The sequence below is a fragment of the Paenibacillus pinistramenti genome (assembly GCF_005869875.1).
GTDB lineage: Bacteria > Bacillota > Bacilli > Paenibacillales > Paenibacillaceae > Fontibacillus > Fontibacillus pinistramenti.
In genome coordinates this window covers 52874-67771 of sequence record NZ_VAWG01000007.1, presented here as the reverse complement: position 1 = coordinate 67771, position 14898 = coordinate 52874, and the positions used below count along the sequence as shown (strand labels likewise).

11 protein-coding genes are annotated in these 14898 nt (G+C 55.9%); 6 read left to right on the top strand and 5 right to left on the bottom strand.

Annotated elements, in window-relative coordinates:
- Positions 1-2: 2 nt before the first annotated feature.
- The 6 genes from FCN15_RS10535 to FCN15_RS10510 all read left to right on the top strand — a co-directional run bounded on the left by FCN15_RS10535 (position 3) and on the right by FCN15_RS10510 (position 9595).
- Positions 3-1625: an extracellular solute-binding protein gene (locus FCN15_RS10535; protein WP_138494970.1), complete on the top strand. Its 1623-nt coding sequence runs from the start codon at positions 3-5 to the stop codon at positions 1623-1625.
- Positions 1626-1802: 177 nt separating this feature from the next.
- Positions 1803-3035 carry an alpha-L-fucosidase gene (locus FCN15_RS10530; RefSeq protein WP_138495055.1) on the top strand — a complete coding sequence of 411 codons (1233 nt, stop codon included), beginning with the start codon at positions 1803-1805 and terminating at the stop codon, positions 3033-3035.
- A 153-nt stretch (positions 3036-3188) separates the two neighbouring features.
- Positions 3189-4589 (top strand): alpha-L-fucosidase, encoded by a 1401-nt coding sequence (locus FCN15_RS10525; protein ID WP_138494969.1) that lies wholly within the window; start codon positions 3189-3191, stop codon positions 4587-4589.
- A gap of 27 nt (positions 4590-4616) precedes the next feature.
- The gene (locus FCN15_RS10520; protein WP_138494968.1) at positions 4617-5657 is read left to right on the top strand and encodes a carbohydrate-binding family 9-like protein; all 1041 of its coding nucleotides are present in this window, start codon (positions 4617-4619) and stop codon (positions 5655-5657) included.
- A 5-nt stretch (positions 5658-5662) separates the two neighbouring features.
- Positions 5663-8479 (top strand): transglutaminase domain-containing protein, encoded by a 2817-nt coding sequence (locus FCN15_RS10515; protein WP_138494967.1) that lies wholly within the window; start codon positions 5663-5665, stop codon positions 8477-8479.
- Between the two features lie 24 nt (positions 8480-8503).
- A complete protein-coding gene (locus FCN15_RS10510) occupies positions 8504-9595 on the top strand; it encodes a glycoside hydrolase family 18 protein (protein WP_138494966.1) in 1092 nt (363 codons plus the stop codon).
- Between the two features lie 112 nt (positions 9596-9707).
- On the opposite strand, the gene FCN15_RS10505 is transcribed toward FCN15_RS10510, so the two are convergent.
- The 5 genes from FCN15_RS10505 to FCN15_RS10485 all read right to left on the bottom strand — a co-directional run bounded on the left by FCN15_RS10505 (position 9708) and on the right by FCN15_RS10485 (position 14876).
- Positions 9708-10316, bottom strand: a complete 609-nt coding sequence (locus FCN15_RS10505; RefSeq protein WP_138494965.1) for a superoxide dismutase — start codon at positions 10314-10316, stop codon at positions 9708-9710.
- 247 nt (positions 10317-10563) lie between these two features.
- Complete coding sequence (locus tag FCN15_RS10500; protein WP_338044372.1) at positions 10564-11259, bottom strand: helix-turn-helix transcriptional regulator; 696 nt, start codon at positions 11257-11259, stop codon at positions 10564-10566.
- Between the two features lie 2 nt (positions 11260-11261).
- Positions 11262-12176, bottom strand: a complete 915-nt coding sequence (gene trhO / locus FCN15_RS10495; RefSeq protein WP_138494964.1) for an oxygen-dependent tRNA uridine(34) hydroxylase TrhO — start codon at positions 12174-12176, stop codon at positions 11262-11264.
- A gap of 269 nt (positions 12177-12445) precedes the next feature.
- Entirely contained in the window at positions 12446-14293 is a 1848-nt protein-coding gene (locus FCN15_RS10490; RefSeq protein ID WP_138495053.1) for an LTA synthase family protein, read from the bottom strand.
- Between the two features lie 394 nt (positions 14294-14687).
- Complete coding sequence (locus tag FCN15_RS10485) at positions 14688-14876, bottom strand: hypothetical protein (protein WP_138494963.1); 189 nt, start codon at positions 14874-14876, stop codon at positions 14688-14690.
- Positions 14877-14898 lie beyond the last annotated feature (22 nt).

The window sequence follows — 14898 nt, the reverse complement described above, 5'->3', positions numbered from 1 at the left end:
TTATGCAAAAGCTGCAAAAAAGAGGGGCGCTCATGCTTAGTCTTATCCTGCTTGTATCCTTGCTGTCAGCCTGCGGCTCGTCAAATGACAAGACAGCTGAAGGTGCTGCCAGCGGCGGCGGCTCGGATTCTTCCGCAACCGCCAGCGAAGTGAAGAAAGACGGATTCCCGATTGTCGACAAGCAAATCACCTTAACGATGTTCGCTCCGGATTCGGGTATGGCAGACTGGAGCAAGATGCCTGTTGTCCAGGCGATGGAGAAGCTATCCAACATCAAAGTCGAATTCCAGACAGCTCCGCTCGACAGCTTTGATACCAAGAAAAACCTCGTATTTGCCAGCGGTGACCTGCCGGATATGCTCTATGCCGCAGCTCTGACTCCGGCCGAGCAGGTGACATACGGCAGCCAGGGCGTGCTGGTTCCGCTGGAGGATCTAATTGACAACTATGCGCCAAACCTGAAGAAGATTCTCGACGAGAATCCGAACATCCGCAAAAATATCACCACAACGGACGGCCATATTTACGCCCTGCCTTTCATTGACACCGCAGCGGTCTGGTACCGCGGCCCGATGTGGTATAACGGCAAGTTCCTGAAAGCGCTTGGCGCCAGCGAGCCAAAAACGACCGAAGAGCTGTACACGCTCCTCAAACGCGTGAAGGAAGAGGACCCGAACGGCAACGGCAAAGCGGACGAAATTCCGCTCACTTCCGTAAAGCTTGACGATCTGCGCATGTATTTCTTCGGCTTCTGGGGCATGTACGATACCGAGATTTATGCGGATAAGGATGGAAAAGTCCACTATTCGCCGCAGGAGGAAGGCTACAAAGGTTATTTGACCTTCATGAACCGCTTGTGGAATGAAGACCTGCTGGATCATGAAACCTTCTCGCAAACCGACGACCAGAAGAAAGCCAAAGGGAAAAACAACCAGGTGCTGCTGTTCAGCGACTACATGGCTTACTTCACGCTCGGCGGTGAGCCAAGCGAAGACGATCCGATGATGACGCCGGTATCCAGCGAAATCGCGGGTACGCCGGTATACGGCAAACATCCGGGCATGTCTGCAAACGGCACGTTCGCGATTACGAAGAACAATAAAAATCCGGAAGCCACAATGCGCTGGATCGATTACCAATACAGTTATGAAGGTGCAACACTCTGGACACAAGGTCCTGAAGGCACGCTCTGGAAATATAAAGACGAAGCTACGCATGAAAAAGAATGGCTGCCGGTGCCGGGCGGCGGCGACCGCGAGGAATACCGCGGCACAATTACGCCTAACTACGGCATCCTGACGCCTGGTGTGAACCTGGCAGAAATGACCAACGGTCTCCGATCCGATTTCGACGATTGGATTCAAGAGCAGAATGAACAGAAGCTTGTGCCGATCGGCAAGGTTCCGTTCCCGAACGTTTATCTCACCAACGACGAGCAGACCGAGGTTTCCGCACTGCTGTCCGACCTGAGAACTTACGTGACGCAAATGGAAGCGAAGTTTGTAACCGGCCAGGAGCCGCTGTCCAACTGGGATAAATACGTAAGCCAGCTGCAAAAAATGGGCGCAGACAAGGTGCGCGAGGTTTACCAGACGGCTTATGACCGCTGGAACCAGAACCAGTAAGCCGGACTTTAAGGCAAGCACAGCCTGATGCCTGATAATCTATACAGAATCAGAGTACAGAATCAGAGTACAGAATCAGAGTGAGGGGGGGGAGACCCCCCTTTTTCATTAGAGAGGTGAACCGTTTTGGACGACAGATGGAGCCGTACGGCCCGATTTCGGGATGATCGCTTCGGCATGTTTATCCATTGGGGACTGTATGCCATTCCGGCCCGGGGCGAATGGGTCAGAAGCCATGAGCAGATCAGCAATGAACAGTATGAGCCGTACTTCCGCGAATTTAATCCGGTCCGCTATAACCCGAAAGAGTGGGCGAAGGCGGCCAAAGCAGCCGGCCAGAAATACGCCGTTCTTACAACCAAGCATCATGACGGCTTCTGTCTCTTTGACAGCAAGCTTACGGATTATAAAGCGACGAACACGCCGGCGGGGCGCGATCTGGTGCGGGAGTTTGCCGATGCCTTCCGGGAGGAAGGGCTTGGTGTGGGCTTTTATTATTCGCTTATCGACTGGCACCATGAGGACTATCCCGCGTTCGGCGACCGGATTCACCCGATGCGGAGTAATGAAGCTTTCCGCGGTAAACTGCAGCAATTCGAGCGTTATCTGGAGTACATGCACGGCCAGGTCCGCGAGCTTCTAACCAACTATGGAACCATCGACATCATGTGGTTTGACTTCTCCTACGACGATATGACTGGGGAAAAATGGAACGCCTCCGAGCTTGTCCGCATGATCCGCCGCCTGCAGCCGGACATTCTGATCGACAACCGGCTTGGCGGCCGCATCAAGGCGGCGGAGCCTGAAATCTACGCCGGCGATTTCTACTCGCCGGAGCAGATTGTTCCGCCGGGCGGCGTAGTGAACGAGCTCGGGCAGCCCCTCCCGTGGGAGGCCTGCATCACGCTGAACGACAACTGGGGGTATCATGCGGGCGACCGCAATACCAAATCCGCCCGTCAGGTCATCCGGGCTCTGGTGGAATGTGTCAGCAAGAACGGCAACCTGCTGCTCAATGTCGGCCCGGACGCCAAAGGCGAAATCCCGGAGGCTTCCCTTCATGTACTCGGCAAAATAGGCCGCTGGATGGCCCGGAACGGGGACAGCATCTACGGCTGCACCGCCGCAGACCTTCCCAAGCCGGAATGGGGCAGGTACACCCGGAAAGGGAATCTGCTGTACGCCCATGTCTTTGACCGCGGCATCGGCCCGGTTTATTTTGCCGGCCTCAAGGACCGGATTAAACGCGCCAGGCTGCTGTCAGACGGCTCCGAGCTCCAGGTCACGACCCCCTGGATGGCGGAGCAGTATTCGGACACCGCCGGCGGCGCCTTCATCCACCTCCCCGGCGCCGAATCCGATGACGACATCGACACCGTGATCGAGCTGGAGGTGGAGTGGGGGGAGTAGCTGGCTGGATTGGCAGGCATCCGGATACAACAGCGGCCGTAAGAACCATCGGCATCGGAGCTATCGCCAGCATGGGATCCCCCGCGGAACATTAAGCATCGGAGCTTCCGCTGAAGTTAGCATCAGCAGACATTTTTTTCAGGAGGGACATTCATGAGCGATTTAAAGACAACAGAAGCCGAACCAGCTCTACAGGAGGAGCCCGCCGTCCAGGAAGGCGTCCATAACTACAGCAGCGAACGCGACTGGGTGAAGCCGGAAGACCCGCTGCTGCTCGAGCGGCTGGAATGGTTCAAAGACCAGAAGCTTGGCCTGATGATGCACTGGGGCCCGTATTCCCAGCTCGGGCTGGTGGAATCCTGGGCGCTCAGCGACGGCGACGCCGACTGGGCCAGGAACGATATTGACTGGGGCGTAGACGGCGAGGAGCTGAAGCGGGAGTATTTTGCGCTGAACAAGACCTTTAACCCCATCCGCTTCCAGCCGGAGCTGTGGGCGGAGCTTGCAGCAGAGAGCGGCTTCAAATATTTGACGTTCACGACCAAGCACCATGACGGCTTCTGCATGTGGGATACCCATACGACCGATTACCGGATCACGGGGCCGGAATGTCCGTTCCACACGCACCAATATGCCGATATCTGCAGGGAGCTGTTTGACGCTTTCCGGTCCAGGGGACTTGCGATTTCGGCTTATTTTTCCAAAGCGGATTGGCATACGCCGTACTACTGGGCGCCGGGCATGGAGAGAGGAAGCCACATGTGGCGCGGCCCTTCGTATGACCCGGATAAATACCCTTGGCTGTGGGAGCAGTTCGTCCAGTTTACGCACGACCAGATCATGGAGCTGATGACCCGGTACGGGCGGATTGACGTGCTCTGGCTGGATGCCGGCTGGGTGAATGGGCGCCGCGGCCAGAACATCCGGCTGGGCGAGGTGGTGGAGAAGGCCCGCCAAGTTCAGCCTTGGCTGCTGACGGCCGACCGCACAGTCGGGGGACCTTACGAGAATCTGATCACGCCGGAGCAGACGCTGCCGGAGCAACCGATGCAGGTGCCGTGGGAGAGCTGCATTACCCTCGGAACCTCCTTCTCCTTCGGCTTTGAGGACAAATACAAATCCCCGCGGCAGCTCGTTCACCTGCTGGTGGAGATCGTGGCCAAAGGCGGCAACCTGGCCTTGAACGTCGGCCCGCAGCCGGACGGCAGACTGCCGAAGGGTGCAATTGCCGGCATGAAGGGGCTCGGCGCCTGGCTGAAGGTCAACGGGGAAGCCATTTACGGCACGCGGATCTGCGAGCCTTATTCGGCGGGCGACCTGCGGTTTACGCGCAAAGGCGATACGGTTTATGCGATTCACCTCTATCCAAATGAGCAGTCGCCCATCCCGGACCGCCTGCTGCTTCCGGTGAAGCCGGATGCGCAGCGCGTCGATCTGATCGGCGGGCCGGACAATCTGGAATTCAGCGCAGCGGGCGGCGGGATTGAAGTTGTGCTTCCGGAAGGCCTCAGAAGCGGTGAAGCCCCGATTGCGCATGTTTTCCGGATCCAATAAGAGGAATGAACGAAGGGAGGAGAGCAGATGCACTTAAGCGGAGTGCCGGAGCCCAATTTGACGTTTGCACCCAAGCATTACCTGTGCCGCAGAGCGGCCGGGAAGCCTGCGCTGGACGGGCGGCTGGATAAGCCTTTTTGGGAGCAGGCCGAGTGGACGGACGATTTTGTAGATATTGAAGGCGATCTCCGCCCGAAGCCGGCCAAGCGCACCCGGGTCAAGATGCTGTGGGACGAGGAATATTTTTACTTTGGGGCCGAGCTGATGGAGGATCAGATCTGGGCGACGCTGACGGAGCGGGATTCGGTTATTTTTTACGATAACGACTTTGAAATCTTCATTGATCCGGACGGCGACAGCCATCAGTATTACGAGTTCGAGATCAACGCGCTGAATACGGTTTGGGATCTGCTGCTCGTCAAGCCCTACCGGGACGGGGGGCCGCCGGTCAACGGCTGGGATATTCAAGGGCTGCAGACCGCCGTCTATATTGACGGGGAATTGAACAACCCGGGCGCGGCAAACCGGATGTGGAGCGTGGAGGTCGCCATGCCGTGGTCTGCATTGAAGGAGTGTGCGGGAGAACAAGCCCCGGCACCGCCGGAACCCGGGCAGCACTGGCGTGTGAACTTCTCGCGGGTGGAGTGGAGGACGGAGGTCCGGGACGGCCGGTATGAAAAAGTGCTCAATCCCGATACCGGCAGGCCGTATCCGGAGGATAACTGGGTCTGGTCGCCGCAGGGGCTGATCAACATGCACTATCCGGAGCTGTGGGGGTACGTCGTGTTCACGGCGGAGCAGGAAGGCCCCGGGCCGTTTGAAATTCCCGAGGATGAATCCATCAAGTGGAATTTGAGACGCCTTTATTACCGCCAGCGCAGCGTGTTTGCGGAGACGGGAGCTTTTTCAGGTGATCTAGCCCTGCTTGCAGACGGTTTTCTGGAGGAGGTTCAGCGGATTCAGCCGCGCATTGAGCTCACAAGCCGTTTGTTCCAGATTTCCGCGCCGTCGGCGGATGGAACGGGGACTTTTTATATTCGTGAGGACGGAAAATTGTGGAGGGAGTGAGCCGCATGGAATTGCAAACCCCGGTGTTTGCGCTGAGTGAACAGGAGCTGGAGAACATGGAGCAGCGGTTTAAGGAAAAGCTTGAAATCGGCGCCGCGCGCAGGCAGGAGCTGTTTGGCATTTTTGATGAGCCGCTTACGCCCGAAGAGCGTTTTGCGCTTCGGTTTCTGTATGCCTACATGCCGCTTAACGATATGGCCGATTATGACGGTGCTTTGTTCCTCTCTCATGTCCGCCACGCCCTTGCGGCCCGGCAGCAGACCGGTTGGGGCAGCCGGATTCCGGATTCTGTCTTTCTGCATTTTGTGCTGCCTTACCGGGTGAACAATGAGAATATCGAGGACTACCGCGGAGTGATTTACGAGGAGCTCGCTCCCCGTGTTCAGGGACTGCCGATGGAGGAGGCGATTCTTGAGACTAATTACTGGTGTTATGAAAAAGCGACCTACACCGGCAGCGACGCCAGAACGCTCTCGCCGCTCGGCATGATCCGCAATGCAAGGGGACGCTGCGGCGAAGAGTCCACGCTGGCTGTCGCCGCTCTGCGCAGCATCGGCATTCCGGCCCGGCAGTGCTACACCCCAAGGTGGGCGCACTGTGACGACAACCACGCCTGGGTCGAGGCCTGGGCGGACGGCACATGGCACTACATCGGCGCCTGTGAGCCGGAAGCGCGGCTGGATCAGGGCTGGTTCAGCGGCCCGGCGCGGCGGGCCATGCTGGTGCATTCCCGCGTGCCCGCCCAGTATGGAGGGCCGGAGGCTATTACCTATTCCGACCAGTGGCATACGGAAATAAATCTGCTCGATAATTATGCGCCTACCCGGATCATCACGGTCTGCGTCAAGGATGCTGCAGGTGCAGCGGTTACGGGCGCCGAGGTGCAGTTCCAGCTCTATAATTATGCGGAGCTCTTTCCCCTTGCCCAGCTGAAGACAGACGGACAGGGGGAAGCCAGCTTCAAGACAGGCTTTGGCGAGCTCCTTGTCCGCGCTGTCCATGAGGAGGCTTGGGGGCAGATTCAGTTAACAGCTGAGGGGGCCAGCCGGTTAGAAGTCGTGCTGGATCAGACAGGCCAGCCGCTGGGGTCGGAGGACTTCACCCTGGTGCCGCCTCCGGAAATCCCGGACCCCGAGCGGGAACCGCTGACCGGGGAAGCGAAGAGGCGCCACGAGGAGCGGGTGGCTGAAGGGGCCGCCTTCCGGGCCGCTTATGAGGCCGGCTTTATGAGCGAAGCCGACGCGGCGGAGCTTGCCCGGGGGCTGAAGCTGCCGGAGGACCGCGTATGGAGCGTGCTGCAGAAAGCCCGCGGGAACAGCCGCGAGATCGCCCTGTTTCTGGAGGAATATTCTCTTGAGCACGGCGTATGGCCGCTGAATCTGCTGGAGGCGCTGAATGACAAGGATCTGACCGACACCGGGCGGGAGGTGCTGAAGGATCATTTGGAGGGAGCTTTGCTTGTTCTGAGCGGGGAGGCAGAAGCAGACGCTGACGCAGACGCTGACGCAGAGGAAGAGGAAAGCTTTATCCGGTATATTCTGCGGCCAAGGGTGCTGTTTGAGATGCTGATGCCTTACCGCAAGGCGATTCGCAGCGCTTTTACCGATGAGGAGACTGCCGCCTTCCGCAAAAATCCTTTCGCCCTGGCCGAGCGGCTGAACCGCGAATGGGAAATCCGGGACGAACTGACCCACCTGCGCGGCAAAGCGGCCCCTTCCGGCACCTTTGCGCTGAAGAAGGGGGACTCTGTCTCCGTTGATCTTTGCTTTGTGGCGGTCTGCCGCAGTCTCGGCATTCCGGCCAGACTTCATCCAAGCGAGCTGTACCCGCAGTTCAAAGATGAGAACGGCTGGCATAACGTGGAGTTTGACGGACATCCGCGGACCAGCCAGCAGCCGGCCGGGATCGACGGAGCGGGGAGCATCCGGTTTCTTCAGTATGCGGACGGGATTGTGGACAGAGATTCTCAAGGCGGGCAGAATGCTGCGCCGGAACCCCCAAAATCAGCTGCGCCGGAACCCTCAAATTCAACTGCGCCGGAACCCTCTTACGGGGAGAACTTCACCCTTGCCAGGCTGGAGAACGGGAGCTACAAAACCCTGGTCTACCCCCACGCGAAAAAGGATTTCTACGACGGCCCGCTGGAAGCAGAGGCCGGCCAATACCGGATGACCACCGGCATCCGGCTCAAAGACGGCACCGTGCTTGGCCGGTTCGCTTATTTTGAGGTTCTGCCGGGCCGGGAGACGGCCGTGCCGATTACGTTCCAGCAGCCGGACCAAGAGATTCCGGTGCTGGGACAGGCGGAGCCGCAGACGCGGTTTGAAGGAGCAGACGGCAGCACATTTACGCTTGCTGAAGCGGTCAGCGGCCTAAGCCATAACGGCACCAGCACAAGCACGGGTATCAGCAGCAGCACAAATACTAGCCAGACCAGAGGCGCACTGGTTGCTTTCCTGGAACCAGAGCGGGAGCCGACCAAACATCTGCTGCGGGAAACCTCGGAGCTGGCGGAAGCTTTTGAGCTTTGCGGGGCACCGGTGATTTTTGTGATAGGAGAGCCGGATGCGGCCGGGGAGGGCAGCAGCTTGAATGCTTCCTCTTACCCGGACCTGCCGTCAACTGCAGCCTTTGTGCTTGACCAAGATGGCTCAGCCCTGCAGGCTTTTGCAGCAGCAGTCCCGCTCGGCAGCGCTGGTTATCCGCATCTATTTGTGCTGGACGGCGAATGCCGCATCCGTTACCGGGAATCCGGCTATAAGCCGGGCAGCGGGAAAGAAGCGCTAGGAGTGCTTACAGGCATCCAACCGCAATCCAACTAAGCGGAAAGAGAGGGAGACAGAATCATGGAACAGGAAAACAACCCGCTACAACCACAGCCAGGCATCCCCCCTTGCCGTGTTGTCGGCTACGTCGGCGACCGGGATATTTCATCCCTTAGCCGGGAGGATGCCCTGAAGCTGACGCATTTGAATATCGCCTTCGGACACGTCAAGGACGATGAGATCCAGACCGCACATCTGATCAGCCTTGAGCAGCTGCCGGACCTGAAAAAGATGAATCCGGACTTAACCATCCTTCTGTCCGTCGGCGGCTGGAGCGCCGGGGGCTTCTCGGAGGCGGCTTCCACGTCTGAAGGCAGAAGCCGGATGGCGAAATCGGCCGTCAAAGTCGTGGAGAACTATGCCATCGACGGCATTGACCTGGACTGGGAGTATCCCTGCTACCCGGAAGCCGGCATCGCGTCGAGTCCTGCGGACAAGACAAACTTCACGCTGCTGCTTGCAGCAATCCGTGAAGGGCTGGACGAACAAGGGCGGAAGGACGGAAGCCATTACCTCCTGACCATCGCCGCCGGAGCGGACCAGTATTACCTGGACGGCACGGAAATGGATCAGGCTGCGCGGTACCTGGATTATGTTCAGCTGATGACCTACGACATGCGCGGCGGCTTTCAGACGCTGACCGGGCATCATACCAATTTATATACCGCCACCGGAGACCTGTTCCGGATCAGCGCCCACGCTTCCGCCCAGATGTTTATCCGGGCAGGCGTGCCGAAGGAGAAGCTGCTGCTGGGCGCGGCTTTTTACTCCCGGATGTGGAAGGACGTTCCGGACAACAACCACGGCCTCTGCCAGATGACCGGGAGCTTCGGCGGCTACGGACCGGATTACGGTGAGCTGGAGGCTGAATACATCGGCAAAAATGGCTACCTCCGTTACTGGGACGATGAAGCCAAAGCGCCGTATCTGTTCAATGGGAGCACGTTCATCACCTATGACGATGAGCAGTCGATCACCTGCAAATGTGAATACATCAAGGAGCAGGGGCTGGGCGGAATCATGTTCTGGGAATATAAATGCGACCCTGGCCGCACCCTGCTGGACGCCATCCACCGGGCAGTTTCCCCTCAGAGCAGTCCCGTTTCTAACTAGAATGGTTTCCTGTAAAATAACGCAAAAAAACTCCTCTCCCGAAATCCGGAAGAGGAGTTTTTACTATACCCGGTCTACGGCTTATTCAGCCGCAGCCTGCAGGGCTCTTTAATTACTTCGCAGCGTTGTAGCGCTTCTCAACTTCGTCCCAGTTCACTACGTTCCAGAAAGCTCCGATGTAGTCAGGGCGTTTGTTTTGGTAGTTCAGGTAGTAAGCATGCTCCCAAACGTCCAGACCAAGGATTGGTGTAGCACCTTCCATGATTGGGCTGTCTTGGTTAGGTGTGCTGGAAACCACCAGTTTGCCGTCTTTCACGGACAACCAGGCCCAGCCGCTGCCGAAGCGTGTAGTAGCTGCTTTAGTGAAATCTTCTTTGAACTTGTCGAAGCCGCCAAGCTCGCTGTCGATCGCAGCAGCAACGTTGCCTTTAGGAGCGCCGCCGGCGTTTGGTCCGATCACTTCCCAGAACAGGGAGTGGTTCGCATGGCCGCCGCCGTTGTTGCGGACAGCTGTGCGGATGCTTTCAGGAACAGCGTCCAGGTTAGCAATCAGCTCTTCAACGGATTTGTCCTGCAGCTCAGGAGCGCTCTCCAAAGCAGCGTTCAGGTTAGTCACATATGTATTATGGTGACGGTCGTGGTGAATGTTCATAGTCGTTTCGTCGATATGAGGTTCCAGAGCGTTAGCTGGGTAAGGCAATGCTGGCAATTGATGAGCCATGATTAAAATTCCTCCTTAAAAGTGGGTTCAAACTTACTTACATCTGCCATTGTAAAAAAGTTTTCCAACTTAGTCAACAAATATGTATCATAAGTTGGGGTTTCACGGGCAGCTCCGGGCCCGGCCGCGGCCGGGCTCCGTCATGAAGCTGCTTCTGATCGGTGCAGCCGCAGCTCGGTCTTACTCCTGTTTCCGGCCGCCGCAGCCGGGGTTTACCGCTGCTTCTGATCGCCGCGGCAGCTCGGTCTTACCCCTGCTTCCCGCTGCCTCCAGCAATCCCGGCATCCCCGGTACTTCCTGCTTCCGCCGAATCCGCAGGGGCCTCCTGCGAGATGACATACGTGCAGCAGCTGCCGCCCTTGGCCAGGCATTCGGTCCGCTGCACGTCCGTCCCGAGCAGGGACTGAAACAGCTCCAGCTCACAGCTGCAGGCCTGATTGTAGGTATTCGCAACCTGATAAATTGGACAATTATATTCTTTCAGAATAAACTGTCCGTTATCCATTTCCTCGCATTCCGCCATATAGCCGCCGTCATTCTGCATTTCGGCGAGCAGCCGGACCTTGCCGCGAAGGTCCTCGCCGGCCATTCTCGGCTCATAGCTGCGCATCAGCTTCAGCTTGCGGCGCTCGAACAGGCGGTTCACCATGTCAGGTCCGGCCTCTTCAGCGAGCTCGCCGAGCAGATCCAAAGCTACTTTATGATACGTCTTTGGGAACAAGCTCTCCGCTTCCTCCGTCAGCGCATAAACGGACGTAGGACGGCCCATCGTCTGCCGCTGGAGGCGCGGCTCGATGAGCCCGTCGCGCTCAAGCGTTCCGAGGTGGCGGCGCACCGCCATTTCGGTAATGCGAAGCTCGGCCGACATTTCCTTAGCCGTTAAGGGCCCGCGGGTCTTCAGCAGATGGAGCAGATGCTCGCGAGTCGGCAGTTCTTTCATCATGTTCAAAGAGAAACCCCCGTCTTCTCATAAATGTAATCTGCAGGCGCATGCTCCCGGCATTCGGAAGAGCAGAAGTTGTGATGCGTCTCTTCGCATTCCTCGCAGCAGACATGCTGCAGGTTGCAGGTCGGGCAGTTGATATAGCGGTCATGCGTCTTGCCGCAGTGGTAGCACTCGGCGATCACGACGTCCTCTTCCGTCCGGTTAATCGGCACGGAGATCCGCTCGTCGAAGACATAACATTTTCCATCAAACAAACGGCCCTGCACCTCAGAATCCTTGCCGTAGGTGACAATGCCGCCTTCAAGCTGGTTGACATCCTGGAAGCCCTCGTCAATCAGGAAGCCGGTCAGCTTCTCACAGCGGATGCCGCCGGTGCAGTAGGTCAGCACCTTCTTGTCCTTGAACTGGCTCATGTTGGCTCTGATCCAATCCGGAAATTCGCGGAAGGACTCCACATCCGGGCGGATTGCCCCGCGGAAATGGCCGATTTCATATTCATAATCGTTGCGCCCGTCGATGACGACTACGTCTTCCTGCTGCAGCTGCTCGTAAAATTCTTTCGGAGAAAGGCGGTTGCCAAACTTCGTATTCGGATCAAGCGGCTTCTCGTAGCGGAAGGTGACAAGCTCCTGCTTGTGGCGGACGAACATTTTTTTGAAGGCATGGCCCTCGGCTTCGTCGATTTTAATAACAATATCTGCGAACAGCGGGTTGCTGCGCAGGTCATTCATATACTGCTCGGTCTGTTCCCAGGTGCCGGACACAGTCCCGTTAATGCCTTCCGCGGCAATCAGGATGCGCCCTTTGAGGCCAAGGTCTTTGCAGTACTGCAGATGCTCGGCGGTAAAGGCCGCAGGATCCTCGATCCGGACGAATTTATAATATAACAACACACGGTAAGCTGAATTAGTCAAAATGTTTGGCTCCTTATTCTTGTTCTTTATCCTGTTAGATCTTGCTCTTGAAGTGATAATGAACGATTTTATGACAATAAATATAGATAGTCAACGTTTAAGTTTAATAAGTGTAAAATTGGCAGCCGCTCCATCCATTCATATAAAAAGAAGAACGTCCGGCTGCCGCCTTCGCAGCATTCGAACGTTCCCATGATGAGCAGATACATGATAAGCAGATACATGATGAGCGGATAATTGATAAGTGCAAAAGTGAAGAGAAGTGCAGCTTACTTGTCCGTACGGTCCGGCAGCTGCTTCACATAGCTGTCTGACAGCTGCAGCAGCTTCAGCGCCCGTTCGTACTCGTCTTCGCTCGTCAGCGCCTGCGCAGCGCTGTCCTTTGCCAGCGGCGTTTCTTCGCCGTCACTGTACCAGACGCCCGGTACGAACAGCGCCTTGTTGTTCAGGAATGAGCCTGACGGCAGGTAATAGCGCTCCGGCAGGAGATTATAGGACTGATTCAGGATGTCTTCGCCAAAATGAATCTGATTGTCCAGGGACACGCCCAGCAGATTGGCTGCTGTAGGCAAAATGTCCACTTCGCCGCCGACATGGTCGATGACCTGCGGCTCCACTCCTGGAACGGAAACGATCAGTGGAATGTTGATCATATCCAGGTTGCCGTAAGGGTGGCCGTAAATTTCCTCCATCAGGTCCATCTCGGCATTGGTCAGAGAGTATTTCGGCAGCCCCTGATGGTCGCCGTACAGCATAATGACACTGTTATCCCAGATGCCGGTATCCTTGAGCTCCTGGATGAACTGCCCCAGCGCCCAGTCGGCATAGTTCTGCGAACGGATATAGTCGCCGACCATGGTGTCCTGGTAGCGCTCCGGCAGCTGGATTTTATCCAGCTCATGCGGAATGGTAAAAGGATGATGCGCCGTCATGGAAATGACTTGGGCATAGAACGGCTGGTCAGCCGCATCCATTTTTTGCAGTTCAGGCAAAGTCTTTTTATACAGAACTTCATCTACCGGCCCGAAAAATACAGTGTTGTCAGTGCCATAGAATTCCTGGTCATAGTAGCGGTTCCAGCCCAGCGCTTTGTACAGCTCGCCGCGGTTCCAGAACTCTACGATATTCGTATGGAACGTTGCGGTATCGTAGTTATTCGCCTGGAGCAGCTTCGGCAGGCTGGGCAGCTGTTTGTCCGGATAATTCTGCGTTGCCGCCTCATTCGGCGGAATATAGAAGGAGGTGTTCACTACAAACTCCGCATCCGAAGTGTTCCCCTGGCCTACCATTTGGTAGAAGTTTGGAAAATAAAGACTTTCACTCGCCAGCTTGTTCAGGTTCGGCGTAATTTCCTGTCCGTCAATCTTTAGATTGATGAGGAAATTTTGCAGCGATTCCATTTGAATGATGATCAGGTTCTTGCCTTTGGCTTTGCCAAAGTAGACGGGGTTCTCTAGGCCCGAGACGCCTTTCAGCTTATCAATGGTGTCCTGGGTGATTTGGTTGCTGTCCACTAAGTTCTCTTTCTTGCTGGACAAGAGCGTGTAGGCTTCGTAATTCAGAATGCCCATCGCTTCCGCTTTTCTGATCTCGTTCATGCTCGCCCGGTTTGGCCAGGTGTTGACGAGGCACAGCGCCAGAGAAAGCACGATAACTGCGGATACCAGCGCTCTGTTTGTGCGCCGCGGCGCCTGCGCTCTGATGCCCAGCCGCTTGCGGACACGAAGCCGGTAGATCAGATAAATGCCGATCACTACAATATCAAGGAAGATCAGCAGATAATACGGGGCAAGCAGGGAGAACACGCTGTTGCTGACGGCGGTGACCTGATTCACCTGCTGCAGCGCATGATAGGTTACAATGACCCCGTAGTATTTGTGATAAATAATGACCGCAAAGAATAGCCCTGTAAGCAGAAGATTGACGATCAGGTAATATAACATTTTGCGTTTGGAGGCAAAGTATTCAACCAGACAGAACGTGATCCAGACGAAGGGAACCTCCTTCAGGATCGGGGACAACGGAGGGATTCCGTCAAAGACAGCCGTCCATGCTAAATAACTCTTCACAATCATGATCAGGGAGAATATCCAGAACACTTTCAGGCCGCTGAGCATCTTGAAGAGACGGTTTTGTAATAACACTTGGGTAACCTGCCTTTCCAAAAAGAATAAAAAAACAATACATCTATCATACTTCAAATGGGAATGACAATAAAATGAGCGTTAGCGTCATTAAACGTTCAAATCATACGTAAAAGGGCAGAAGATCAGCTTTATTCGCTGAAAACAGGCTGCAGCGCCTGTTAACTTCTGGGAATGGAAAAGAATTGGAATAAATGGCTATACAGGTTTCCGCCTATTGACGCTGCAGGGAGGAATTGGTACAGTTACGGTAACCTACTGAATGGGAGAGATTTTGATGACGGTGAACGTTCTTAACTAAGCAATTTCATAACGATGAGTTCGATGAAGGAAGCCTGGCTTTCCTATGCCCGAATTCATCCTGAAATTAGTTAAGAACACACGGAGCATCATTGTCGCCTATTAGCGGCTTATGATCATTGGGGAATCCATCCGGCAAACCGTGCTGTCTTTGCAGCACGGTTTTTTTGTCTTTTTGCAGGGCTGGATTTAGGTGCAGGGCTGTACCCCATTCATAAGCTTGAGGTTTAAAGGGGCAGGGAATGAATTCGTTCATTCTCTGCCCTTTTTTTATTTGT

Coding starts and splice junctions, on each gene's coding strand:
- FCN15_RS10490 (WP_138495053.1), bottom strand. CDS start 14,293: ATGCTCAGCGGCCTGAAAGTGTTCTGGATATTCTCCCTGATCATGATT.
- FCN15_RS10510 (WP_138494966.1), top strand. CDS start 8,504: ATGGAACAGGAAAACAACCCGCTACAACCACAGCCAGGCATCCCCCCT.
- FCN15_RS10500 (WP_338044372.1), bottom strand. CDS start 11,259: ATGATGAAAGAACTGCCGACTCGCGAGCATCTGCTCCATCTGCTGAAG.
- FCN15_RS10530 (WP_138495055.1), top strand. CDS start 1,803: ATGTTTATCCATTGGGGACTGTATGCCATTCCGGCCCGGGGCGAATGG.
- FCN15_RS10525 (WP_138494969.1), top strand. CDS start 3,189: ATGAGCGATTTAAAGACAACAGAAGCCGAACCAGCTCTACAGGAGGAG.
- FCN15_RS10535 (WP_138494970.1), top strand. CDS start 3: ATGCAAAAGCTGCAAAAAAGAGGGGCGCTCATGCTTAGTCTTATCCTG.
- FCN15_RS10520 (WP_138494968.1), top strand. CDS start 4,617: ATGCACTTAAGCGGAGTGCCGGAGCCCAATTTGACGTTTGCACCCAAG.
- FCN15_RS10515 (WP_138494967.1), top strand. CDS start 5,663: ATGGAATTGCAAACCCCGGTGTTTGCGCTGAGTGAACAGGAGCTGGAG.
- FCN15_RS10505 (WP_138494965.1), bottom strand. CDS start 10,316: ATGGCTCATCAATTGCCAGCATTGCCTTACCCAGCTAACGCTCTGGAA.
- FCN15_RS10485 (WP_138494963.1), bottom strand. CDS start 14,876: ATGAACGAATTCATTCCCTGCCCCTTTAAACCTCAAGCTTATGAATGG.